This is a genomic window from Microbulbifer sp. ABE4_465 (genome assembly GCF_056160765.1).
Genome location: NZ_JBSWXV010000001.1, coordinates 569,594 through 592,855 on the forward strand (window position 1 = coordinate 569,594; position 23,262 = coordinate 592,855).

The 23,262-nt window shown below is 57.0% G+C and carries 19 protein-coding genes; 11 read left to right on the forward strand and 8 right to left on the reverse strand.

Translation table 11 applies throughout. The features are described from left to right. The first annotated feature begins 15 nt into the window (after window positions 1-15). The 9 genes from ACXAG1_RS02250 (at window position 16) to ACXAG1_RS02290 (ending at window position 7,850) form a co-directional block, all read left to right on the forward strand. Window positions 16-624, forward strand: a complete 609-nt coding sequence (locus ACXAG1_RS02250) for a type II secretion system protein (RefSeq protein WP_475118812.1) — start codon at window positions 16-18, stop codon at window positions 622-624. Continuing rightward, window positions 614-1,003 carry a type II secretion system minor pseudopilin GspI gene (gene gspI, locus ACXAG1_RS02255; protein ID WP_475093053.1) on the forward strand — a complete coding sequence of 130 codons (390 nt, stop codon included), beginning with the start codon at window positions 614-616 and terminating at the stop codon, window positions 1,001-1,003. Before ACXAG1_RS02250 ends, gspI begins: the two co-directional genes overlap by 11 nt. 7 nt (window positions 1,004-1,010) lie before the next feature. Beyond that, window positions 1,011-1,829 (forward strand): type II secretion system minor pseudopilin GspJ, encoded by an 819-nt coding sequence (gene gspJ, locus ACXAG1_RS02260; protein WP_475093052.1) that lies wholly within the window; start codon window positions 1,011-1,013, stop codon window positions 1,827-1,829. A gap of 68 nt (window positions 1,830-1,897) precedes the next feature. Continuing rightward, window positions 1,898-2,866, forward strand: a complete 969-nt coding sequence (gene gspK, locus ACXAG1_RS02265; protein WP_475118813.1) for a type II secretion system minor pseudopilin GspK — start codon at window positions 1,898-1,900, stop codon at window positions 2,864-2,866. Then, entirely contained in the window at window positions 2,867-4,228 is a 1,362-nt protein-coding gene (gene gspL / locus ACXAG1_RS02270; RefSeq protein ID WP_475118814.1) for a type II secretion system protein GspL, read from the forward strand. It abuts the gene before it with no gap. A gap of 15 nt (window positions 4,229-4,243) precedes the next feature. Beyond that, a complete protein-coding gene (gene gspM / locus ACXAG1_RS02275) occupies window positions 4,244-4,732 on the forward strand; it encodes a type II secretion system protein GspM (RefSeq protein WP_475118815.1) in 489 nt (162 codons plus the stop codon). Between the two features lie 229 nt (window positions 4,733-4,961). Further along, on the forward strand, window positions 4,962-5,231 hold the full coding sequence (locus tag ACXAG1_RS02280; RefSeq protein WP_475118816.1) for an acetyltransferase: 270 nt from the start codon (window positions 4,962-4,964) through the stop codon (window positions 5,229-5,231). A 150-nt stretch (window positions 5,232-5,381) separates the two neighbouring features. Next, window positions 5,382-5,588 carry a DUF2788 domain-containing protein gene (locus ACXAG1_RS02285; RefSeq protein WP_475093047.1) on the forward strand — a complete coding sequence of 69 codons (207 nt, stop codon included), beginning with the start codon at window positions 5,382-5,384 and terminating at the stop codon, window positions 5,586-5,588. Window positions 5,589-5,645: 57 nt separating this feature from the next. Further along, window positions 5,646-7,850, forward strand: a complete 2,205-nt coding sequence (locus tag ACXAG1_RS02290) for a hybrid sensor histidine kinase/response regulator (RefSeq protein ID WP_475118817.1) — start codon at window positions 5,646-5,648, stop codon at window positions 7,848-7,850. A 91-nt stretch (window positions 7,851-7,941) separates the two neighbouring features. On the opposite strand, the gene ACXAG1_RS02295 is transcribed toward ACXAG1_RS02290, so the two are convergent. From ACXAG1_RS02295 to ACXAG1_RS02330, 8 genes are all read right to left on the reverse strand, one after another. Then, on the reverse strand, window positions 7,942-11,091 hold the full coding sequence (locus ACXAG1_RS02295; protein ID WP_475118818.1) for a TonB-dependent receptor: 3,150 nt from the start codon (window positions 11,089-11,091) through the stop codon (window positions 7,942-7,944). Window positions 11,092-11,565: 474 nt separating this feature from the next. Then, window positions 11,566-12,285, reverse strand: coding sequence for an arsenical resistance protein ArsH (gene arsH, locus ACXAG1_RS02300; protein ID WP_475118819.1), 720 nt, complete (start codon window positions 12,283-12,285; stop codon window positions 11,566-11,568). Beyond that, window positions 12,282-13,349 (reverse strand): ACR3 family arsenite efflux transporter, encoded by a 1,068-nt coding sequence (arsB, locus tag ACXAG1_RS02305; protein WP_475093043.1) that lies wholly within the window; start codon window positions 13,347-13,349, stop codon window positions 12,282-12,284. The genes arsH and arsB overlap by 4 nt, the downstream gene beginning before the upstream one ends. A 25-nt stretch (window positions 13,350-13,374) precedes the next feature. Beyond that, window positions 13,375-13,848, reverse strand: coding sequence for an arsenate reductase ArsC (locus ACXAG1_RS02310; protein ID WP_475118820.1), 474 nt, complete (start codon window positions 13,846-13,848; stop codon window positions 13,375-13,377). Window positions 13,849-13,947: 99 nt separating this feature from the next. Further along, a complete protein-coding gene (locus ACXAG1_RS02315; RefSeq protein ID WP_475118821.1) occupies window positions 13,948-14,292 on the reverse strand; it encodes a metalloregulator ArsR/SmtB family transcription factor in 345 nt (114 codons plus the stop codon). Window positions 14,293-14,501: 209 nt separating this feature from the next. Continuing rightward, window positions 14,502-15,317, reverse strand: a complete 816-nt coding sequence (gene xthA / locus ACXAG1_RS02320; protein ID WP_475093040.1) for an exodeoxyribonuclease III — start codon at window positions 15,315-15,317, stop codon at window positions 14,502-14,504. A gap of 142 nt (window positions 15,318-15,459) precedes the next feature. Then, on the reverse strand, window positions 15,460-17,565 hold the full coding sequence (locus tag ACXAG1_RS02325) for a carboxy terminal-processing peptidase (protein ID WP_475118822.1): 2,106 nt from the start codon (window positions 17,563-17,565) through the stop codon (window positions 15,460-15,462). Window positions 17,566-17,780: 215 nt separating this feature from the next. Continuing rightward, window positions 17,781-18,458, reverse strand: a complete 678-nt coding sequence (locus ACXAG1_RS02330; RefSeq protein ID WP_475118823.1) for a TetR family transcriptional regulator — start codon at window positions 18,456-18,458, stop codon at window positions 17,781-17,783. A gap of 330 nt (window positions 18,459-18,788) precedes the next feature. On the opposite strand from ACXAG1_RS02330, the gene ACXAG1_RS02335 reads away from it, so the two are divergent. Together ACXAG1_RS02335 and ACXAG1_RS02340 are read left to right on the forward strand one after the other, a co-directional pair. Further along, complete coding sequence (locus ACXAG1_RS02335) at window positions 18,789-19,991, forward strand: efflux RND transporter periplasmic adaptor subunit (protein WP_475093037.1); 1,203 nt, start codon at window positions 18,789-18,791, stop codon at window positions 19,989-19,991. A 5-nt stretch (window positions 19,992-19,996) separates the two neighbouring features. After that, window positions 19,997-23,170, forward strand: a complete 3,174-nt coding sequence (locus tag ACXAG1_RS02340) for an efflux RND transporter permease subunit (protein ID WP_475118824.1) — start codon at window positions 19,997-19,999, stop codon at window positions 23,168-23,170. Window positions 23,171-23,262: the final 92 nt, after the last annotated feature.

A 23,262-nucleotide genomic window follows, 5' to 3' on the forward strand; every position in this document is an offset into this window, starting at 1 on the left:
AGGCCTGAATCTGTTATGCGCGTCGCGGCCCACCGCCAACGGGGATTTACCCTGATCGAACTGCTGGTGGTGATTGTGATCATCGCCTCACTGGCGGGCATGGCGACGCTCTCCCTTCGTAATACCGACAGCCGTAACTGGACCGGTGAGGTTCAGCGGCTGGCAAACCTCCTGCAGCTGGTGGCGGACCGGGCACTGATCGATAAGGCCCATTACGGTGTCGTGTTTGAAGAGGATCGCTATCAGGTGGTGCGCTATGACTCGTCGCTGCTCAAATGGGAAGAGTTCGACTTTTCGGCCACGCCGAATGCCGCCAACGCCGGCCGCTTTATGTCTCACGAGCTGCCGCCCAATATGCGTCTGGAAGTGCTTTCCCAAACGGAGCTGCCCAGCGCGGACACTAGTAGTTCAAGCTTTGCCCCCAGCGGTCGCAGTGAAAGCGGCAAAGACAAAGAGAAAGAGAAAGAAATCAAACCCCAGTTTGCAGCCCTGTCCAGTGGTGAAGTGCTTCCCGTGGAGGTGGCATTCTTTCTGATGCGCGATGGCGATATCGGACGGGGAGCGATCATTTCCTACAGCAGCCTGTACGGCATGCAACTGGAATGGCAGGCAGATGACTACTAACCGCACTGGGCTTAACAGACGGCTCGGGACAACCCGCGGTTTCACCCTGGTTGAAGTGCTGGTTGCGCTGGTGATTTTCGGCGTGATTGCCGCAAGTGTACTGAAAACCCTGCAAGACAGTGTGCGTCAGCAGGCTGCACTGGAGGAGCGTCTTACCGCCAATCTCGTGGCTCAACAGGCACTGGCTGAAATTCGTTTGCGAACTGACTGGCCGCCCCTGGGTAAGGAAACCGAGCGGGTTTTGTTGGCGGAGCGGGAGTGGGAAGTCACAGCTGAGGTCAAGGCAACCAGTGAACCGCGCATGCGGCAAATCGTCGTTCAGGTTGGCTGGCCGGACAAGCCGCCAATTCTCACGATCGATTCCTGGGTGGCGGAGTGATGTGATTATGCGACCTTCTTTCCGCTTTTCCCGCCGAACAGGCCAGGCCGGCTTCACCCTGATCGAGGTCATGGTGGTTCTGGTGATTGTTTCCATTATTGGCATCGGCTCCTATTCACTGTTGGAAACATTCTTTACTACCGATCGCGTATTGAATGCACGTGCCGATGAAATGCGACGCCTGTCCATGGCCATGTATCGCCTGGATGATGACCTGCGGCAGTTTACCGCGCGGCCGGTAAAGAACGGCTACAGCGGCTACGAACCGGCATTTCAGGGGGTGAGTAACGAATTTGAGTTTACCCGCCTCGGCGCCGCCAACCTCACCGGTGATCCGCGCGGTAATTTACAGCGCCTGCATTACGGTATCGGATACGCGGATAACGAGGATGAGCGATATGAGCAGCCGGACGATGACACCGCGTTACTACTTCGCAGCCGCTGGCGTATCCTCGATCGCGGCCCGGATTCCGAGCCGGTAGCCGAGCCGGTTCTGGACGGAATTGTCGAATTGAATGTGCGGTATTTTGACCGGGATACACAGACCTGGCTGGCGCAGTGGCCTCCAGTCTCATCTGGTTCCACGCCTGGCGCGGTGGACTTGCGTTTGCCGCAGGCTATCGAAGTTACCCTGCTGACGCGCACCGGCGGCGAGATGCGTCGACTGTTTTCACTGCCGGAGTACACCGTTTCATCGGGCGTCGGCGGTAGTGGCGGCAGCTCCAGCGGTGGCGACGGCGATGAAAACAGTTCCGGGTCCGGCTCTGGTGGCTCAGAAGAGGGTAGCGACGATCGCAGCGGCCGCGAAGAAGAGGGTCGCGAGTAATGTTTACCCCCATTCGCACGCAATCGCCTGGTCGGCTCGATCGCCACCCGCTGCGGAAGCAGAACGGCGTGGCTTTGATCACCGTTCTGCTGGTGATGGTGATTGCTGTCGCTGCAGTGACCCACGCGGTTACGCGGAATCGCCTGGCCATTTCCCGCACCAGTGCGATTCTCGCAAACACCCAGCTTGCAGAGTTTGTACACGGCGCGGAAGCCTGGGCGATTGTGACGCTGGAGAAGGATTTTGAAGAGGATCGCGACGCAGGCCCCGCCAGTGACAATCTACATGAGCTCTGGGCGCAGCATCAGACCGAGTTCAATCCCGATAACGGAAAGATCCGCATATTAATCAAAGACTTACATGGATGTTTTAATGTAAATAATTTAACAGTGCCTGGAGCGTCCAGTGGCTCCGGGTCTGGCGGTGGGGGTTCCGCAGGCAGCGGGCCGGGGCCAGTCTTGCGTCGTCTGGTCAGCAATCTCGGTGGGCAAGCGGATATGGCGCTGGCGATCGAGGACTGGCTCGACCCCGGTGATACCCCCCTGGCATCCGGTGGTGAAGATACCGGTTATCTCGGGTTGGAACTGGCTTACCGCACCCCCGATACATTGATTACGGATGTGTCCGAATTGAGTGCAGTTCAGGGTATGGAGCCAGAAGTCTGGCGCCAGCTTGAGCCGGAGCTTTGCGCACTCCCCGAGGCCGGAACGCCGGTCAACGTGAATACGGCGTCGGCAGAACTGTTGTCGGCAATGCTTCCGTCGGCGAATGTTGCGGGTCTTATCACCCAGCGGGAATCGGGTGTGGCCTTTACCCAGATGGCCGACCTGTCTTCGTTCAATGTCTCGGGTGGGGGCGATCTGGATTTCAACAGTGCGTATTATGTCGCGCATATTGCGGTACAACTGGGGCTGGAGCACCGGCAGTATTGGGAGTCGATTCTGAAACTCGACACCACTACCGGAAAAGTAAAAGTTATACAGCGCCAGCGGCGCGAATTCTCCGGGCAGTTTTTGCAGGAATTATTGGGGGTCTAATTGAGCCAGGAAGTAAAACTATTACGGCTGCGTGAGCCTGGTGCGGGTGCCCATAGTGGCAACCACGTGCTTGGCGCCGGGTCAGTCGTGCTTGAGTACTGGCAGCAAGGGCAGTGGCAGCCGGTTGCCATAGACGTGGATTTTGCGCAGGCGTTTGCCGGCGACGCAGAGCCCGTGAACCCGGTCAGTACCGACACCGAGGCAGACACAGATGAAGGCACTGAGGCCGCTGGCGTGAGCCTTGAATTCGAACCGGGCGAACGGGGTGTGTTACTTATCCCCGGGACCTGGGTCTGGAGCGGCCTCGAAACCGTACCCCGTGCAGCCCGACGCCAGAGCCAGGCGGTCGGTTACATGGTCGAAGAGCAGTTGGCAGAAGATGTCGAAGATTTGCACTTTGTCTGTGAGCCGGTGCAGGGGGACCTCTGTAGCGTTATGGCGGTGGCGAGTCTCAAGCTTGCAATTCTCAAGGCGCAAATCGAGCGCCTGGGTTGGCCGGTAACCACCGCAATCCCCGAATACCGCTTGCTGGCCAATACCAGCCCCGAGTCCGCCGTATGGCTGGATGGCGAACGTGCGCATTTCTGGCACGTCAGTGGCCGTGGCCTGTCTGTAAACCGGCCGTTGGCGGGGGTGATTGCAGAAAGCCTGTTTGCCGCGGAAGGTCAGGAAACCGGTGCGGACGGTGAGCCCGATGAATTGAGCGGGGCGCATGCGGAAACCGAGCAGCTGCGGCTGTCGGGTGACGCGACTGAGCTTGAGCGCGCCACTCTGGAACAGCTTGGTTCCGTACAGGTACTCGATGCGTCAGCGGAAGAGCAGTTCCTTGCAAGCCTGAAACCTACCATTGCCGGCAATATGTTAACCGGTCCTTATCAGGTTGCCCTTCAGTCCGACGCGGGGCCCTGGTGGAAGAAGCCTGCGATTGCGGTCGCAGCCTGTTTCGTCTTGCAGTTGGTGTTTTTCATCGCTGCCGGTACCTATTACAAAATCCAGGCGGCCAATGCTGAGGAGGCTGCCCGCAACCTGTTCAGCGAGATTTTCCCGGGAGATTCACCCAGCGCGGACCTGCGCCGGCAGATTACCGGGTATCTGAATCAGGCCAGCGGCGGCGGTGGTGAGTTCGCCGGCCAGTTACAACAGTTAAGTAATGTGTGGGGGGGCGCCAAAAGCGGCGATCTTAAGCTGCAGTCCCTGCGATTCGACGGCAACCGCGGTGAGCTGGTGTTGCAATTGCGCGCCGCCAATCTCGGGCAACTGGATTCTGTTGTTAACAAATTGGGGCAGGGCCAGTTCAAGGCCGAACTGCTCGCGGCCAACGAGCTGGAAGAGGGTGTGTCCGGTCGGATCCGCCTGCGATAACGAAGAAAGATTTCTATGAAGCAAACAATCGAACAGTGGCGGCAAAAGTGGCTGGCGTTGCCGCCCGGAGACCAGCGCGCCCTCGGAATCCTCGGGCTGTTCCTGGGCTTGACCGTGATAGTGTTTGGCCTTTTCAAGCCAGCACAGTCTTTCTTTGACAGCGCCCGCACCGACGCCGAGAGCGCACAGGAGTTGGTTAGGTGGATTGAGAAGCAGCGCCCACAGCTCGAGCGTGTTCAACGCAGCGGTGGTGGCCAATCCCAGGGGCAGGGCACTCTGCTGCAGCGGGTTACGGCGGCAGCCAATAACCACAAGGTAACCATCAAGCGCTTTGAGCCGGAAGGCGACCGTCGCATTCGCCTGTGGGTGGATGAAGCCCGTTACCAGGATCTGCAACCCTGGCTGAACACCCTGTTGCAGCAGCGATTCGTTATTCGCTCTGTCAGTGTGGATGCGCTGGCAGAAGAGGGGATGGTATCCGCTCGACTGACACTGGAGCGCTAAGGCGCTCCTTTGGCGAGAAACGGAGTGTTTCACAAGCCTTGCACTGAAAATGACCTTTCGTTCTATTTTTTCATTGTTTAGCTGCGAATATTTCCCTGGAGGTTCTGCTAAATCGTAATCTCGGCGCTTTTTCGCGTCGTGCTTCGCCGTTCAGAAACCTAAATTCATCCTCGGATGGCGCCGATTTCTCCCTATACTGATGGGTATTGAGAAGAAATAGGGGTCAACCATGTTGCTGAGAAATGCCGACGGCAATCACCTGATCGATGTGGCCGATGTGGTCACACTGGCCAACCCGTACGAGCTTACCGTCGTCGGTCGCTATTTGTGGGGTGAAGAGGTCCAGGATCCGGAGGTCTTCGACAAGGCGGACTTGCGCTTCCTCTCCGGTGAATCCCTCCCCCGCTGCTGGCATGACAGTCGGTATCGAGACCGTGAGGTCCGCCGGGTGAAGTGCGGCACACGTATTGACGACAGCGACTATTATCAAGGCGCCTGAAGCCGCGCCGGTGCCCCTGAAATCCGCCCGCCGGGCACATGGTTTAGCGCTGCAACCTCCTATACAATACGCGCCAATTTTTCACCGACTCTCGAGCGGTGGAAGGATGTAGCCCGGCTAAAGCCTGGATTTACGCGTAGAAGAGGTGTCATGAGCTTCGAGCTGTTTGAAGAGTATTCCCTGATCATTGGCATTGGCGGCCTGATTCTGTTTATGGTGTTTATCGTCTGGAATCTGGCGAAGGAGTCCAAGGCGGGTCGCTTCGGCACTTTCATTCTGTTTATTGCTCTTGGTCTAGGCTTGCTGGGCTTCCTCGTAAAAACCGTATTGGTCGAAGTTATGGGCCTGGGCCAGTAAAAAGCCATTGCAGCGCCTCGACATTTCCGTCACAGGGAGCGTTCGCCGGAAATCGCTATGCCGTTATTTGATCACCCGGAACTGAAAGTTCAAAAAGATCGCCGCGTATGCCGGAACACGGATACGCGCATTGCCAAATACAGTCGCCGCGGTATGTTGTTCACCATGGTGGCGTTTGCCATTGCCGTTGCTATCGGTGAGCTGCGAACCCTCGCACCCAAACTGGTTCTGTCCCTGGCGATTGTTCTGGTCCTGGTCACTCTGTTCCGCGCCTATTACGTTTTCCGCTTTGACAATATTTATGCCACAGGTCCCAAGCGCTGGCGGCACCGATATTTCCTGGCCTCTACCCTCGGGGCGATCTGGTGGGGCGTTATTCTCCTGAGCCATGTATTTTTACTGGGCTTTTCGCCGGCCACTCAGTTCCTGTGGCTGTATACCGTTGTGTTTTGCGCCAGCGTGGCTTCTGTATTCTCTCCATACCACCGTTTTTTGACCTGGTTTCTGGCGGGATCTCTGGTGCCGGCCGCCCTACAGGGGTTTATGACAGCGGATATTCTCGGGGCTATCTATGGTGCTCTGACGCTGGCGTTTGTATGGCTGATGGCGCACCAGGCGCGGCGTGAGTCTGAAAATTACTGGGATCGCGTGGCTGCCATGCAGGCGCTTCAGCAGAAGGCCAGCAATCTCGCCGCGGCGCGCAAGCACTCCGATGCGGCAGTAGAAGTTACCAATGAGTTTCTGGCCAATGTCGGACAGGAATTTCGCAGCCAGCTGTCTGACTCCCTGGGGGCTCTGGCGCTGCTAGACGGAGACCGGCTTTCCGAGCGCCAGCGGGAATGGGTGCGGTTGGCCAAGAACGCCTGCAACCAACAGCTGAAACTGGTTGATAACGTGGGTATGTTCACCCGCGTAGCGCGCAAAGATATTCACCTGCGGCGCGCGCCGTTCAATCTGGTGCGAACCATCGAGAAAGCCTTCAAGTTCGCCGCGCGCGCTGCCCAGCGTCAGCGCCTCGAATTCAATTTTCAGATCAGTGATGAGTTGCCGGTCATGGTGACCGGCGATAACCGCAAGACCGCGCAGCTGATTCGCAATCTGGTTGACTCCGCCACGGTAATCGCTGAGAGCGGTGAGCTGTGGGGGGAAGTCCTGTTTGAGCAGGTGGGAACCGAAGAAGGGCAGTTGACGCTCAAGCTGGTGGACAACGGTCGCGGTGAAATCCTGCCGGACGAGTCGGAACTGTTTGGTGCATTCTCCCGTATGGACACCACCCAGGTGACCACCGGACTCGGGCTGAATATCGCCAAGGGCCTGGCGGAGGCCATGGGGGGCTACCTGCAACTGCACTCATCTGACGAGGGCAACCGCTATCAGGTGGTGATCAAATTCGAGATCGAGCCAAACCAGCGCATCTATTTACAGCCTGACCGACGCCTGCAGGATACCGAGATTCTGCTGCTGCATCAGCGCGGTCTGTTTGTGGGCGGTATCGTGCAACAATTGAAGTCCTTCGGCATGGAAGTGTCCTGTGAAGTCTGGGACGACGGAAGTACCGCACCGATGGATGAGCTGTTGCAGTTTATGGAGCGCGGCCAGCTGGTGGTGTTGGCACCGGCAGCCGCGGATGCGCAGATGTTGAGTGGCGTGACGCAGGTGATTGCGTCAAACAAGACAGAAAGTACCAAATTTCCCCTGCTATGCCTCGGGGGCTATGGTCACAAGTTGGAGTTTTCACCACTGGCCGCGGCTGACCCGGAAGCGCAATATCTGGCCCGGCCGGTGACCCGTAAAGAATTCCACGATGCGCTGGTTTTGCGGCTGTTCGGTGGCCAGAAAAAAGCCAGCCGGAGGGTGGTCAGCCAACAATCTGCGGTGCCCCGCAAAAACAACCTGTTGTTGATCGAGGAGTCCCGGCAGCATCAGGGGGTAACCGAGGAAATGGTGCAGGCATTGGGGTATCAGGTTCAGGTGGTTCCCTCCGTCGAAGAGGCGCTGCTGTTGCTACCCGAAAACAATTTTGACCTGCTGCTGGTGGATTGCCAGCAGAATACCGGCCACAGTGCGGAGATTATCGAGCAGTTGCGGCTGTGGGAAAGCGAATATTCCAGCGACGATCGCTTGCCGGTGGTGGCATTGACCAGTACCACGGAAGAGCAGTTTGAGGGGCGTTGTCTGGCAGCGGGAATGGACGATTTCCTTACCAAGCCGTTGAGTAAAGACAGCCTGGCGGAGACGCTGGAGCGCTGGCTCGGCGAATAAATAGATCGCGAAACCGTTAAAAAATGGCCTGTCAATGACAGGCCATTTCTGTTTTGCGGGGCCGTAAAGTTCCGGCTCCGCAGGGGCTGGATCAGAAGTTGTATTTCAGGCCCAGCTTCACACGCCAGGTAGACTCTGCTGCCTCGAAACGGCTGTAGTTGCGCGAATCAAAGCCACCGAAGGGTTCGTCGTACACATACTGGCCGTCCTCATTCACATCGAAGTCGAACAGCTTGTTCTGCGGGTACTCCAGATCGTACACCTTACCCCAATCGTCGTTGAGCAGATTGGCGAAGTTGTCGATGGTCAGGTACACCAGACCGCGGTGCTCCGGCATAAAGCCTGGGACTTCCTGGCTGATTGCCAGATCCATGGTGGTTACCCAGGGCATGTTGTCAGAGTATTTGTCGACGAATCCACCGGCATAGCCATCGACGCCGGCGGCGCGAGCCATTTCCATAATTTCCCCATAGCTCAGACCATTTTCAAAGTCCACGTTGGGGTCATCTGCACCGGACGGGATATAGGCCAGGTAGACATCGGAGTCGTCAAAACTGGCCTGATCACCGAAGTGTGCATCGCGGTAGGAGTCCAGGGTCCAGGAGAACGGACGTCCAGAACGGCGCTCCATAAACAGGTTGAAGTTGGTGGCGTAACCCTGGATGAACTCGGCGCGGTAGCCCAGATTCAGAACAAAGCGATGCTCGATTTCGTAGTAGGCAGTGCCTTCCAGGGGCTGATTGCGGTTTTCGGTTACTTCATATTGGAAGTTGGATTCCGCCGTGGAGCTGGTGCCCGGATTCACTTCGGTAATGTCCTGATTGGTGTAGGACAGGTTGAAGGAGAGGCCGTTGTCAAAAGCTTTGTCCAGGGCGGTGGACCAGATGATACTGCGGCCACCATTGTCGACGTTGGTCAGCTCCAGGTCGTAGTTGCCTTCGAACTCGGTGCCGTCATAGATGCTGTCCCAGATAATGCGGTCGCCGATACGCTTGCCGTTATCGACCCGCGACAGGTCGCGCCAGTACACCGCATTTTCACGATCGACGTACATGACTTCGGTGGTCCAGCTGAAGTCATCACCCACGCCCGGAATTGCAAACACATAGTCCGTAGCCAGCTGGTAGCGCCAGTCGGAAGGAAGCTCGAAGTCGGGGGCGATGGTGTTGGTGCTGCCGGCACCGGGTTCCAGGGCGTCCAACGCCGCCTGAGGGACACCGGTGAAGTCGACCTCGGAAGGGTCAACATCGGTGCTGTAGAAGGAATCCTTGGTGGTGCCGTCGTTGGTGTAGGCGTTGGATACCCACACCAGTGGCATGCCGCCGCTAAAGCGCCCGACGCCACCGCGCAGGGTCAGGTCATCCTGAACCGCCCAGTTAAAGCCGATGCGCGGCAGGAAGATATCGCGTCCATCCAGATTCTCGGTGTTGCTGAAACCATAGGTTTCCACAAAATTATCGTTCTGGTTGGGGGCGCTGTCGATGCTCAGTGTCTCGTAGCGCAGACCGGCCACAAGCTCAAATCCGGCGAATGGCTCGAAGGTGGCTTCACCGTACAGGGAGTAGGTAGTGCCATTTACATCGTAGGCAATATCATCGATGTTGTTGGTGTAGGCGTTGCTGTACTCGAGGCTCGCGACTTCGCGGTTTTCAAACGCGTCGAGGTTGTCAAAGGTCCAGGTGCCCCGTGCATCGCGGCCGTAGAGGTTGTAGTTCCAGGTGTCCTCCAGTTCCGCACCAAAGCGATACTGGACTTCACCGGCCAGGTAGGTGCCGTGTACGCCAAAGTTCCACACTTCATTGGCCAGCACGTTGGCGTGGCGGTTTTCGTCTGCACCGGCGACGATATACCCATCTTCGGTCTGGATATTGATTTCCCCCCAGCTGGAACTGGTCAGGGAGGCCTGCTCATAGTCCTTGTAGGACAGGTTCACCTCGGTGCTGAATACATCGCTCCAGTCCGAGAACAGGTGCGCGGTGTAGTAGCTGGTGTCCTGGGCCATGGTCCACAGGTTGGAGCCCAGGTTCAGGGTTTCGCTGCCGTCGGTGTAGTTGCGCGCGGAGCGGGTTTCCTGGGTGCTGTAGGTGAAGTCGGCGCGCTGGTTATCGGCGATATTCCAGTCCAGTTTTACCAGAACCTTTTCATCGCTGTCGGGGGCTGGCGCAGATCCTGCGGTGTCGCTCAGACCGTATACATCCTGAAGGATCGCCAGGGCGCGGTCGCGCTCCGCTGGGGTTACATCGTGATTGGCGAGGGTGTTCAGGTCGTAATCAAACGCGACTTCTTCTTCCCACTTCTCATAGGAAGAGAAGAAAAACAGTTTGTCCTGGACCAGTGCGCCGCTGAAGGTTGCACCGTAAGTCTCTTCCTCGTTCTCGATATCGATCTCGGTCACCGAGCCATCGGTGGGCAGTCGGTCGTCTTTGGCAGTGCCAGTCCACGGCGTATTTTCAACATAGATGCTGCCGTGATATTCGTTGGTACCGGATTTGGTCACTGCGTTAATGTTACCGCCGCCAAACTTGCCGATACGGGCATCGAACGGTGCGAAATCCACGGAGATCTGCTCAACCGCATCCAGGGAGATCGGTGGGCGGTTGGTGGGGTAACCGTTGGACTGCAGGCCGAACGTATCGTTGATACCCACGCTGTCGATGGTGAACGCGTTGTATTTCGGGTTGGAGCCCGCGATGCTCAGCTCGGTGCCATCGGGGCTGACCACCGCCAGTGGGTTGGCCCGGATGATTTCCTTGAGATCGCGGTTGAAGGTTGCAGCGGAGGAAATCTGGTCTTCACCGAAGACACTGCTGGAACCGCGGTTCTCAGACAGCAGCGCCTCTGCCGTCACAACAACCTCTTCAAGCTCATTCACTTCGACATCGTCACTGTCGAGGTCGATGGGGAGGACTAAGGGATTGCCCAGGGAAAGATAAATACCGTTAACCGTCTCATCCCCAAAATCGGATTCAACACGCACGGTGTAGGGACCACCCACACGCAGGCCGGATGCATTGAAGCGGCCTGCATTGCCACTTTCAATAACGCTCTGGGTGTTGGAGGGCTGGTGAATGATGGTGAGCTTGGCATTTTCGACGGGTTTCCCCCCATCGCTGGTCACTACGCCACGAATCGCTGAAGTCGTCTGTTGCGCGCTGGCGGTCGGTGCGATTCCCAGTGCGGAGATTACCGCTGCGGATAGTAGCGCAACCGGAAAGGCGTTGCGTTTTACGGAACTGATCATGGAACTCTCCTAATGTGTACTTCTGGTTGCCGTGCGGGCGCACCGTATCCTCGGTATCTTTCCCGTGGGCCTGAATGTGTATCTCGTTCATGTAGGTTTCGGACTGCGGTGCAGCCGGCCGAACATTCGGCGCGCCCATTGTTGTGGAGAAGTCTTGCAGCGGAGTGAAGAAAATATTTCCGGTTTATCGCAAACGGGTGACAGATATTTTCTGTCTATAGCGGCAATTAGCGGAGTTAATTGCTTGGTAACAGAAATGCAGTATTTGCGATTTAGTGTCCAGTGGTGAGGTCTAGGCTTTGCAGTTCAGGAGAGGGTTCGAAATAGTTTGAATAGCGGGAGAGCGGTATTTTTTGCAGGGAGTCTAGGGGGAGAGTTGCCCTGTGCACGTCCTTGCACAACAGGGCTTGTTGTTTTCGTGTGAGTCAAAGTCTGGTGTCGCGAGTGCAACACCACTTTTCAGGTTGCTTGCGCCTACATGGATCGCTGATCGATCCGCTGGCGAAATTCTTCGCTGGTTTCCTTGCGCTCGGAATAGCGATCGGTAAAGTAGTCCCGTTTGTCTTTCAGTAAGTAGGTAAACTTCATCAGTTCTTCCATTACATCAACGATGCGATCGTAATAAGAGGAAGGCTTCATTCGGTCGTCATCATCAAATTCCATCCAGGCCTTGGCCACGGAAGACTGATTCGGAATGGTGACCATGCGCATCCAGCGGCCGAGAATGCGCATCTGGTTAACCGCATTAAACGACTGCGAACCGCCACACACCTGCATGACCGCCAGGGTTTTTCCCTGGGTGGGGCGCACGCCCTGCATGGCCAGGGGGATCCAGTCGATCTGCGCCTTCATGATACCGGTCATGGCCCCGTGCCGCTCCGGCGAGGACCAGACCATGCCATCGCTCCAGGTGGCGAGTTCACGCAGCTCCTGAACCTTGGGGTGATCCGCATCGGCATCATCCGGTAGCGGCAAGCCCGAAGGGTTGAAGATACGGGTTTCAGCGCCCAGGCGATTCAGAATACGGGCGGCTTCTTCTGCGGCCAGCCGACTGAAAGAGCGTGCGCGCAGAGAGCCGTATAGCAATAGAATCTTGGGTGCTGTGTCGTTTATGGCGGCGGTTAACTGGCTCTTGTCGGTGTCGTGGAAGCAATCCGAAATTAGATTCGGCATTTCGTCATTGAGCTTGCTCATACTTTCTCCCCGGTAGCTTTTGATTCCTGGGTTACTGGAGAGGTATTGCCGTCAAACCAGTGGCGCGTGCGGTTTGCGATGGCGACGAGCGAGAGCATCACGGGTACCTCTACCAGTACGCCAACCACCGTTGCCAGTGCTGCACCGGAGTGCAGTCCAAACAGTGAAATAGCAACGGCTACCGCCAACTCAAAAAAGTTGGATGTGCCGATCATGCACGCGGGAGCTGCAATATTGTGGGGCAGCTTCATTCTATGCGCGGCAAGGTAGCTCACGGCAAAAATGCCGTAGGTTTGAATCAGCAGCGGAATGGCAATTAGGACAATCGCCAGCGGACTATTGATGATGGTCTCGGCCTGGAATCCAAACAGCAGAACCACGGTTGCCAGCAAGCCGGCCACAGAAATGGGTTTTACCCGCTGCAGAAAATTGTCCAGGCGGCTGTGGTCGTTGGCTTTGTCCAGAGCGCGACGTGTGAGCACCCCGGCGATTAGCGGCAGCAATACATACAGCACCACAGAAAGGAGCAGGGTGTCCCAGGGTACGGTGATATCACTGACGCCAAGTAGCAGGGCCGCGATCGGGGCGAACGCAAATATCATGATCACGTCGTTTACCGAGACCTGCACCAGCGTGTAATTTGCATCACCGCGGGTGAGCTGGCTCCACACAAATACCATTGCGGTACAGGGAGCGACACCCAGCAGAATCATGCCGGCGATATATTCCGATGCGGTTTGCGGATCCACAAGATCGGCAAAAATCACCCGGAAGAACAACCAGCCGAGGGCTGCCATGGTAAAAGGCTTGATCAGCCAGTTGATCACCAGGGTCAGCACCAGACCTTTCGGCTTGTCGCCCACGTGTTTGATGGAGGAAAAGTCTACCTGCACCATCATCGGGTAAATCATTACCCAGATAAACACTGCCACGGGCAAGTTGACGTGGGCGATCTCCATGCCGGCGATTTGCTGGAAAAGCTCAGGGGCTATATTCCCCAAAAGTAATCCGGCGAGAATACACAAACCCACCCACACCGACAGATAGCGTTCAAAAATTCCCATATCACGAACCTCCTGTAAGCGGTTGTTATTCGCTTGCGATCAATGCCTGGGCGGCATCGCGAAGCTCCGAACCATATTTTTTATCCAGATCGAGCTTGAGCATTTTCTCTACCCGCGCCTGAATAAGGTCGATGGTGTGATTGAAGGCTTGAGCCAGCTCTTCTTCGCTGCCTTCCAGTTTGGATGGATCTTCAAGCCCCCAGTGCACCTTGGTCGATTCGCCCAGCCAGATTGGGCAGGCTTCACCGGCCGCGCTGTCGCAAACGGTTACCACCAGATCGGGAACCCAGCTCTCAAACTCGTCCCAGGACTGGCTCTTGAGGCCGTCGGTAGCGATACCGCGTTGCGCCAGGTAGGCAAGGGAAAGCGGATGTACCTCGCCACTGGGCTGACTACCGGCGCTGCGCGCGTCGATGCGACCCTGGCCAAGATGATTGGTGACGGCTTCGCTGAGGATGCTGCGGCAGCGATTGTGTGTGCAGATATAGAGAATTTTCATCGGGTGCTTCCTTTTGGGTAAGGCGAAATTCAATACGCCGTTACAGTTGATTCATTGAACTAAGTGGGTCCAGAGGTGGGATCGAGAGTGGAGCCTCGATTAGCAGCAACTGTTTTTGCTTCCGGGGCGGTCCTGCATTTCGTTCAGCGCCTGCTGGTTGGCCTGAATAAATACGGGATTTGCCTGCAGAGTCTGCAGGAGAATCTCCGGTATCCAGTCGGGCAGGTCCGGCGCCAGGCGGTAATAGACCCACTGGCCGCGGCGCTCATCCTGCAACAGCTCGCAATTGCGCAGTTGCGCCAGGTGGCGTGAAATTTTGGGTTGGCTCTCGTCCAGGGCGCACATCAGCTCGCACACGCACAGTTCCCCCTCGCTGGCAATCAATAAGAGACTGCGCAGGCGGGTGTCATCGGCAAGGCATTTGAAAACGGATACCGGGTTCATCGGGTACTCCTGAGTCGACAGAGCAGGGCTATTCCAGTGCTGCGCATGGTATTCGAAAATTCATATATACGCAAAATCAAATATGTTGGAATCCAGATATTTTGTGCATGAGCCGTTGCGAGGTGGATAAGGGGCGGGGAGGAGAGGCAGAAAAGGCTAGGGAAGTGTGACGCACTGGGGCCGTACCGATGCGCCACGAGGCTGGCTAGTTAGATATCAAATTCCGCCCACACTGGCGCGTGGTCTGAAGGGCGCTCCATACCGCGGATGTCGTAATCAATACCGGTATTGACGCAGCGGTCAGCAAGGGTTTGGGTGGCCATGATCAGGTCGATGCGCAGGCCGCGGCGCGGCTCGCGGTCAAAGCCGCGGCTGCGGTAATCAAACCAGCTGAACAGATCATTGGTTTCCGGGTTTTGCGCACGGAAGGTGTCCACCAGACCCCAGTTATGGATTTTCTCCAGCCACTCACGCTCTTCCGGCAGGAAGCTGCACTTGCCGTCCCGCAGCCAGCGTTTGCGGTTGGGTTCGCCGATGCCGATATCCAGATCGGTTGGCGAGATGTTCATATCGCCAATGACCAGTACCGGTGCCTTGCTGTCGCAGCTGTTGTTCAGGTAGGCATCGAGATCCGCGTAGTACTTTTGCTTGGCCGGGAATTTCACCGGGTGGTCGCGGCTTTCCCCTTGCGGGAAGTAGCCATTGATGACTGTGAGAGGCTGGTCTGCACCGATATCGAACTGACCGGCAACCAGGCGCCGCTGCGCATCGTCGGCATCGGTGGGGAAGCCGTACTGCTTTTTGAGAAAGGGGTAGCGGGACAGCAGGGCGACACCATAGTGGGTCTTCTGGCCGAAATAGATAACTTCGTAGCCGAGATCCCGAATCACATCCTCCGGAAAATCTTCGTCGGTGACCTTGGTTTCCTGCAGGCCGATGATGTCTGGTGACTGGGTTTTCACCAGTGTTTCCATCTGGTGCAAACGCGCGCGGATACTGTTTACGTTAAAGGATACAACTTTCATTTTTCCTCCCCCCGAAAAGTTTTCTCAATCGTTCAAAAAGCCAAAGCCCGCTGCTCGATAAAAAGCAGCGGGCTTGGTAATGATTTAATCGGCCCGCCACTTCATTAAAGCCGCAGGCCGTTTGCTCTATCGCACACTCAATTCAGTCGAAGTTGGCTACTTGCGGCGAGTTGGTGTGTTTTTTCAAGCCAATAAAGTCGGCCATGATGTAGCCCGCTTCATTCAGCACAGGATCGTCTTCCAGGGTGATTTCGGTAGGGCCACCAACAGGCGCGGTATCTTCCGATTCACTCTTTTCATAGGCCTCGAAGTTCTCGTAAGGCTCCAGGCCTTTGGCTTCGCGACGCTTGTTCTCCATTGCGAGAATTTCCTGATTCAGGTCTTCACGCTCCTGAATGCGCGCGTGTTCGTTTAGGGATACGGTCTTGCGATTCGCGCGCTCAGACTGGTATTCAAACTGCTTGCGCAGGAATACAAAGTCCGGATCGACGGCGGTGCGCTTGTCGTGCTTTTTTGACAGTTCCGGCACCATGTCCTTCAGGTTGAAGTACTTGGCGTGGCGCACGGCATGGATACGGTCCCAGGGCAGCGCGGTGTCGTAGGCGCTCTCCCCGACCTGTTCGCTGTCGATCAATTGCGGCATGGCAATATCAGGCATCACACCAGCGTGCTGGGTACTGTCACCGGACACCCGGTAGAACTTGGACTGGGTGATTTTCAGCTGGCCTTCCTTCAGTGGCGCCATCGTCTGCACGGTACCTTTACCGAAGGACTGGTTACCTACGACAAGGCCGCGATTGTAGTCCTGGATTGCGCCGGCAAAGATCTCCGAGGCAGAGGCGGACAGACGATTGATCAGTACCACGAGCGGGCCGCGATACATGGCACGGGAGCGCGACCGGTTGTGCCGGGAAATCTGTTCGTTGGCATGGCGGATCTGCACCACCGGACCCTGATCAATAAACAGGTCGGTGAGCATGGTGGCTTCCTGCAGGGAGCCGCCGCCGTTATTGCGCAGGTCCAGGATAACGCCGTCGACACCTTCTTTCTGAAGTTCGTCCAGCAGTCGCGCTACATCGCGGGTGGTACTTTTGTAGTTGGGATCGCGGCGGCGATAGGCTTCGAAGTCGATATAGAACGTCGGCAGGTTGATCACGCCCACTTTGTAATTCTGTTCGCCGTCAGAGAATTCGAAGATGGCTTTTTTCGCCGCCTGGTCTTCCAGCTTCACCTTGCTGCGCTTGATGGTGATGGTGCGGTGGCTGCCGTCACCGCCAGTGGGGATGGTTTCCAGGCGTACGAAGGTACCGGCGGAGCCGCGGATCAGGTCCACCACATCGTCGAGGCGCCAGCCGACCACGTCGACCATTTCGCCTTCTTCATCCTGACCAACAGCCACGATTTTGTCGTTGGGTTTGATCTTGCCGGTGCGGTCCGCAGGGCCACCCGCGACCAGTCGCGCCACCTTGGTGTACTCGTCTTCCATCTGCAATACGGCACCAATACCCTCAAGGGAGAGGGACATGCTCATATTGAAGTTCTCCAGGGAGCGCGGAGACAGGTAGTTGCTGTGGGGGTCGTACAGGCGGGTGAGCGAGTTCATGTAGAGCTCGAACACGTCGTCGGAATTCTGCTGGCTCAGGCGTTTAAGCTGGCCCTTGTAGCGGCGCTTGAGCAGGTCGGCAATTTCTTCATCGCTCTTGTCGGTGAGGCGCAGGTTGAGCACGCTGCTTTTCAGGCGCTTGCGCCACAGGTCGTCTGCGGCGCTGATGGATTGGGGCCATTCGCTTTTTTCGCGATCCAGCTCAAGGGATTCGTCCTTGGTGAAATCGAATTTGGGCAGGCCATTTTCCAGCTGCGAGACGATATTGTTCAGGCGGTCGGAAATACGCAGGCGGTAGCGATTGTAGATTTCGAATCCGCGGTCGACGTTGCCTGCGCGGAGGTCGTCATCCAGCTTGGTGCGCCACTGGCGGAATTCATTGATGTCGGAAGCCAGGAAATAGCTCTTGGCTGGGTCGAGGCTATCGATGTACTCGTCCCACAGGCCGGCCGACATTTCATCGCTGACCTTGAGCTTGTTGTAATGCAGCATTTCGAGTTTGCTGACGATCTCGCGGGCCGTTCCACCCTGTTCTTCGTGGGGTTTGAGCTCTTCCGTGTCATCGGCCGCGACGACCGGGGATGCGAGTACCAGGAGGGAAAGGGAAAGGCCGGATATCAGTGCGGCTATTCGATTGCTAAGCATAAGGAGTCTCTTTATACGTCCTACTTCAAGGCGTCCCACTGTCAAATGGGGCCGGAAGGGGGCTTCCGGAGCAGTGGCGACTTATAGCTTAGGACAAGTATAAAGGCTGAAAGCTCCGAAAGGCATGAAATGCTTCTTGAACAAGGCGAAAGGTTGCCGGAATAGGGCAATGAGAGAAATGAATTTCCCGCCATCTGATCGGTGGCGATGAAAAATTACTCAGTACTGGCGCTGTCGGTCGCGGTTTCAGGCCGATCTGCGGCCGGTGTTTTTCTCAGGTGGGCTGATTTTTGCAGCATTTCCAGCATGGCTTCCACGTGACGGGCGCCGACCTCGGCAATATTGAATGCATCGGGATTCATCAGCCATTCCTGCAGTAAACCAATAATGCCAGCGTGAACTACGGGAACTGCGACCTCGACATCGAGGTCCGAGGGCAGCTGACCGACGGAAACCGCACCTTCAATCAAATTCCGCAACCGCGCTGTTCCTTCGGCGTGGCCCTCGCTGCAGCGCTGGTTGATTTCCCCGTTTTCGGGCACCCATTCGCAGCGCAGCAGAATGATGGCGAAGATCCGATGCCATTGTTCGTTTGACATCACCTCGCGGTACATAAAGAGCCAGCGGTTACGCAGTTCGCCCAATGGGTCGCAGGATTGATGGGGCGCCTGACAGAGAGATTCGTCTGGCAGCTGGATCCTGTCGGCCAGTGCGCTGAACAGGTCCGCCTTGTTTTGAAAATGGCCGTATACCGCGCCGCGGGTAACCCCCGCCAGCTGGGCAATCTCGGTCAGGGAGGGGCGGGAAACCCCTCGCCGGTCGAAGACCTCCACCGCCGCGTCGAGAATCTTCTCGCGGGTCTCCAGGGCGTCTTCTTTGGTTCGTTTGGCCATTATCGGGTCCTGATTAGAGGTGCTGCGCGACGGAACACTGGCGCATCGCTGTGGGGGTTGATCTTACTTTACATTCATCCATGAATAAATAGTTGATATTCATTCATGAATGTATTTAAATCGACTCAAGTTGCCATGCTGTCCACTTAAGTCAGGTCAGTTCGGCAAGCACTCTTCTTCGCCCGACATGGGCAAATGCGCTGATCGGGTCATTCAGTCAGCCCGTCACGTTCTTTTTATGGCCGCCGCTTCCGAGCGGCGCCATTTTTTCTAGCTACTTATCGCGGTGGTACCAGTTGGTACCGGTATGGACGCAATTACGAGGTCGTCATGTTGCACAAAAAGAAGTCGTTGATCTCCGGCAGCCTGTTGCTCGCCGTAGCGCTGTTGTCAGCCTGCGGAGAAAAACAACCCGCCATGCAGGGACACACGCCGCAGGTCACCGTTGTCACCCTGGATACCCAGCCGGTTACCCTGACCCGGCAGCTTCCCGGCCGTACCAGTCCCTTCAAGGTGGCGGAAGTTCGCCCGCAGGTCGACGGTATCGTCAAGGATCAGCTGTTTAAAGAGGGCGGTCTGGTGGAAGCCGGCGGCGCCCTGTATCAGCTGGACGACGCCCGCTATCAGGCGGATTTCGACAGTGCCAAGGCTTCGCTGGAGCGGGCGCAGGCTACCCTGACCGTGTCCAAGCTGCAGGCAGATCGCACCCAAGAACTGGTAAAGACCGGCGCAGTGAGCAAGCAGGACAACGATTCCGCCGTTGCTGCACTGCAACAGGCGAAAGCGGATGTGGCCTCTGCCAAGGCCGCGGTACAGCGGGCCAGAGTGATGCTGGATTTCGCCCGTATCAGTGCGCCGATCAGCGGTCGCATCGGCATCTCGTCGGTAACCCAGGGGGCATTGGTAACCTCAAACCAGGCGGCGCCATTGGCGACGATTCAACAACTGGACCCCATCTATGTGGACCTCACCCAATCGGTGAGCGAGTTGCTGAACCTGCGCAAGTCACTGGCCGCGGGAACCATGGAGCAGACCGACGACCTGCCGGTAACGATTCTGCTGGAAGACGGCAGTCCCTATCCCCACGCTGGCAAACTCGAATTCTCTGAGGTGAGTGTTGATCCCACCACCGGCAGCGTTCGTCTGCGCGTAGTAGTACCGAATCCGGAAAATGTATTGCTGCCCGGCATGTATGTGCGTGCAGCTGTTGGCAGTGGTCAGCGTGAAAACGCCGTGCTGGTTCCGCAGCAGGGTGTGGCACGTGATCCGAAGGGAAATACCACCGCGATGGTGGTTGGCGAAGGCAATACCGTGGAAGTTCGCCCGGTACAGGTTTCGCAGACTGTTGGCAGCAACTGGCTGGTGGAAAGCGGTCTCAAGGCCGGTGACCGTGTGATCGTCGAAGGGCTGCAGAAGATTCGCCCCGGTGTCGTCGTCAATGCTGGCGAGGCCGCGGCGCCTGCGCCAGTGGATCTGCCCGCACCGAAAAATGAAACCGCAGATAACGCACAGAACGAAGCCAGCAAGGGGTAATTGAAATGGCAGGTTTCTTTATCGATCGCCCGATCTTCGCGTGGGTGATCGCCATCGTCGTGATGCTGTTCGGCAGCCTCGCGATCAGCAAATTGCCGGTAGAACGCTACCCGGATATTGCGCCACCCGTGGTTTCCATCACCGGTGCCTATCCCGGCGCGTCTGCCAAAGTCATCGAGGACTCGGTGACTCAGGTGATCGAGCAGAACATGAAGGGCCTCGATGGCCTGCTGTACATGTCTGCCACCAGCCAGTCTATTGGTACCGCGGAAGTAACCCTGACCTTTGCCAACGGTACCGATCCGGATATTGCACAGGTACAGGTGCAGAACAAACTGCAGTTGGCCATGCCACTGTTGCCGGAAATTGTGCAGCGCCAGGGCCTAACGGTGGGTAAGGGTCGAGCCGGCTTCCTGATGGTTGCGGGTTTCGTCTCGACCGACGGCAGTATGAAGAAAGAGGATATCGCGGATTACGTGGTATCCAACCTGGTGGATCCGCTGAGCCGGGTACCCGGTGTTGGCAGTATTCAGGTATTCGGTTCCAAGTACGCCATGCGAATCTGGCTGGATCCAAACAAGCTTGATGCCTACAAGCTGACACCGACCGATATTATGGCTTCGGTGCGCAACCAGAACTCTCAGGTGGCAATCGGCAGCCTTGGTGGCACTCCCGCGGTGCAGGGACAACAGCTCACCGCCAGTATCACTGCGCAAAGCCGTATGCAGACACCGGAAGAGTTCCGTAACGTGGTGCTGCGGGCAAACCCGGACGGGTCTGTACTGAAACTGGGTGATGTGGCGCGAGTGGAAATGGGCACGGAAAGCTACGACTTTCTTACCCGCTACAACCGCGCACCGGCAACGGGCGTGGCGATTTCCCTGGCCACCGGCGCTAATGCACTGGAAACCGCTGCCGCCGTTAAAGAGAAACTGGCGGAGCTGAACCCGAATTTCCCTGCAGGTCTGAAAACGGTCATTCCTTTCGATACCACGCCGTTTGTGGAAGTGTCGATCAAGGGCGTGATCCAGACTCTGGTGGAAGCGGTGATCCTGGTATTCCTGGTGATGCTGCTGTTCCTGCAGAACCTGCGCGCAACCATCATTCCTACGATCGCGGTGCCTGTGGTATTGCTCGGTACATTCGGTGTGCTGTCGGTGCTCGGCTTTTCGGTGAATATGCTCACCATGTTCGCGATGGTACTGGCCATCGGTCTGCTGGTGGACGATGCCATCGTGGTGGTGGAAAACGTGGAGCGGGTGATGCATGAGGAAAACCTCTCGCCCAAGGAAGCCACAAAGAAATCCATGAAGCAGATCACCGGTGCTCTGATCGGTATCGGTGTGGTGCTATCGGCGGTATTCGTTCCCATGGCCTTTATGGAAGGCTCGACCGGCATTATTTATCGCCAGTTCTCCGCCACCATTGTGGCCGCTATGGCTTTCTCGGTGCTTGTTGCGATCGTGCTGACGCCGGCGCTTTGCGCGACCATGCTGAAGCCCGGTTCGCACGGTAGCAAGAAAGGTTTCTTCGGATGGTTCAACCGCAATTTCGACCGCAGCGCAGCCTCCTACCAGCGCGGAGTGCGCGGTATTCTCGCCCGCAGCGGACGCTTTATGGTGATCTTCGCGCTTTTGAGTGCGGTGATGGTGTTCCTGTTTGTGCGCTCGCCCAGCTCCTTCCTGCCGGAGGAAGATCAGGGTGTGCTGTTCTCTTTGGTGCAGACGCCGGTTGGCGCCACCCAGGAGCGCACCATGGAATCTGTTGAGAAGCTGGAAAACCACTTCCTTAACAATGAATCCGAGCTGGTGGAATCCGTATTCTCGGTACAGGGCTTCAGCTTTGCCGGTAGTGGCCAGAACAATGCCATGGCCTTTATCAAGCTGAAGGACTGGGGTGAGCGTGAGGAAGAATCCGAGCAGGCGGGTGCCGTTGCCATGCGCGGTATGGGTGCCCTGAGCCAGATCAAGGATGCGATTGCCTACGCCTTTTCACCCCCGGCGTTGCCGGAGCTTGGCACCTCGGCTGGATTTGCAATGTACCTGCAGGACAATGCCAACCAGGGGCACGAAGCGTTGATCAACGCGCGCAACCAGCTGCTGGGTATGGCGGCACAGAGTCCGTTGCTTGCGGGTGTGCGCCCGAATGGCCAGGAAGATACGCCACAGTTCAAGCTGAAGGTGAACAATGCCAAGGCCGCATCACTCGGTGTGTCCATTGGTGATATCAATAGCACCCTCGGGGTTGCCTGGGGCGGCCAGTACATTGATGACTTTATCGATCGCGGTCGTATCAAGCGCGTGTATATGCAGGCCGACGCACCATTCCGGATGAACCCGGAGGATTTCCGTCTGTGGTCCGTGCGTAATAACAATGGTGAGATGGTGCCGGTATCGTCCTTCGCCACCTTTGACTGGGATTACGGTTCCCCGCGTCTGGAGCGCTATAACGGCGTGCCGGCGGTACAGATCCAGGGGCAGGGCGCACCTGGCGTGAGCTCCGGTGATGCCATGGCGGAAATGGAGCGTCTGGTGAGCCAGTTGCCGGAAGGTTTTGGCCTGGAGTGGACCGCGCTGTCTTATCAGGAACAGCAGGCCGGTTCTCAGACCACGCTGTTGTACGTGTTGTCGGTGCTGATCGTGTTCCTGTGTCTGGCTGCGCTTTACGAGAGCTGGACGGTGCCGACCGCGGTACTGCTGGTGGCGCCACTGGGTATTCTCGGTGCGATTGTGGCGAGTAACCTGCGCGGTTTTGAGCGTGATATCTACTTCCAGGTGGCGATGCTGACCACCGTGGGTCTCACCAGTAAAAACGCGATTCTGATCGTGGAGTTTGCCAAGCAGAACCTGGAAGCGGGCATGGAGCTGATTGAAGCCACCATGCACGCCGTGCGCGACCGCCTGCGCCCGATCATCATGACCTCGCTGGCATTCGGCCTGGGTGTTCTGCCTCTGGCGATTGCATCCGGCGCGGGTTCCGGTGCGCAGCAGGCCATCGGCACCGGCGTACTGGGTGGCATGATCGTGGGTACTCTGCTGGGTATCTTCTTTATCCCACTGTTCTTTGTGGTGGTGCAGAAGTTGTTTGGCAAGAAATCGGTGCAAACCGAAGAGCAAGAATTCGTCGACACGCTGGGTATTGAGGGCGAAAAAACAGAACGCCACTCAGAACCTGCTTAATCCGACTAGACGTCTGTAAACCTTGGCCGGGTGTTGCGCAAGCAGCCCGGCCTTTTTTATGTCTGTGAGAAACGTCGGAACGATTCGTCGTA

Coding starts and splice junctions, on each gene's coding strand:
- arsB (WP_475093043.1), bottom strand. CDS start 13,349: ATGGGAATTTTTGAACGCTATCTGTCGGTGTGGGTGGGTTTGTGTATT.
- ACXAG1_RS02330 (WP_475118823.1), bottom strand. CDS start 18,458: ATGGCCAAACGAACCAAAGAAGACGCCCTGGAGACCCGCGAGAAGATT.
- gspI (WP_475093053.1), top strand. CDS start 614: ATGACTACTAACCGCACTGGGCTTAACAGACGGCTCGGGACAACCCGC.
- ACXAG1_RS02325 (WP_475118822.1), bottom strand. CDS start 17,565: ATGCTTAGCAATCGAATAGCCGCACTGATATCCGGCCTTTCCCTTTCC.
- gspM (WP_475118815.1), top strand. CDS start 4,244: ATGAAGCAAACAATCGAACAGTGGCGGCAAAAGTGGCTGGCGTTGCCG.
- ACXAG1_RS02295 (WP_475118818.1), bottom strand. CDS start 11,091: ATGATCAGTTCCGTAAAACGCAACGCCTTTCCGGTTGCGCTACTATCC.
- ACXAG1_RS02340 (WP_475118824.1), top strand. CDS start 19,997: ATGGCAGGTTTCTTTATCGATCGCCCGATCTTCGCGTGGGTGATCGCC.
- xthA (WP_475093040.1), bottom strand. CDS start 15,317: ATGAAAGTTGTATCCTTTAACGTAAACAGTATCCGCGCGCGTTTGCAC.
- arsH (WP_475118819.1), bottom strand. CDS start 12,285: ATGAGCAAGCTCAATGACGAAATGCCGAATCTAATTTCGGATTGCTTC.
- ACXAG1_RS02335 (WP_475093037.1), top strand. CDS start 18,789: ATGTTGCACAAAAAGAAGTCGTTGATCTCCGGCAGCCTGTTGCTCGCC.
- ACXAG1_RS02315 (WP_475118821.1), bottom strand. CDS start 14,292: ATGAACCCGGTATCCGTTTTCAAATGCCTTGCCGATGACACCCGCCTG.
- ACXAG1_RS02280 (WP_475118816.1), top strand. CDS start 4,962: ATGTTGCTGAGAAATGCCGACGGCAATCACCTGATCGATGTGGCCGAT.
- ACXAG1_RS02310 (WP_475118820.1), bottom strand. CDS start 13,848: ATGAAAATTCTCTATATCTGCACACACAATCGCTGCCGCAGCATCCTC.
- ACXAG1_RS02285 (WP_475093047.1), top strand. CDS start 5,382: ATGAGCTTCGAGCTGTTTGAAGAGTATTCCCTGATCATTGGCATTGGC.
- gspJ (WP_475093052.1), top strand. CDS start 1,011: ATGCGACCTTCTTTCCGCTTTTCCCGCCGAACAGGCCAGGCCGGCTTC.
- ACXAG1_RS02290 (WP_475118817.1), top strand. CDS start 5,646: ATGCCGTTATTTGATCACCCGGAACTGAAAGTTCAAAAAGATCGCCGC.
- ACXAG1_RS02250 (WP_475118812.1), top strand. CDS start 16: ATGCGCGTCGCGGCCCACCGCCAACGGGGATTTACCCTGATCGAACTG.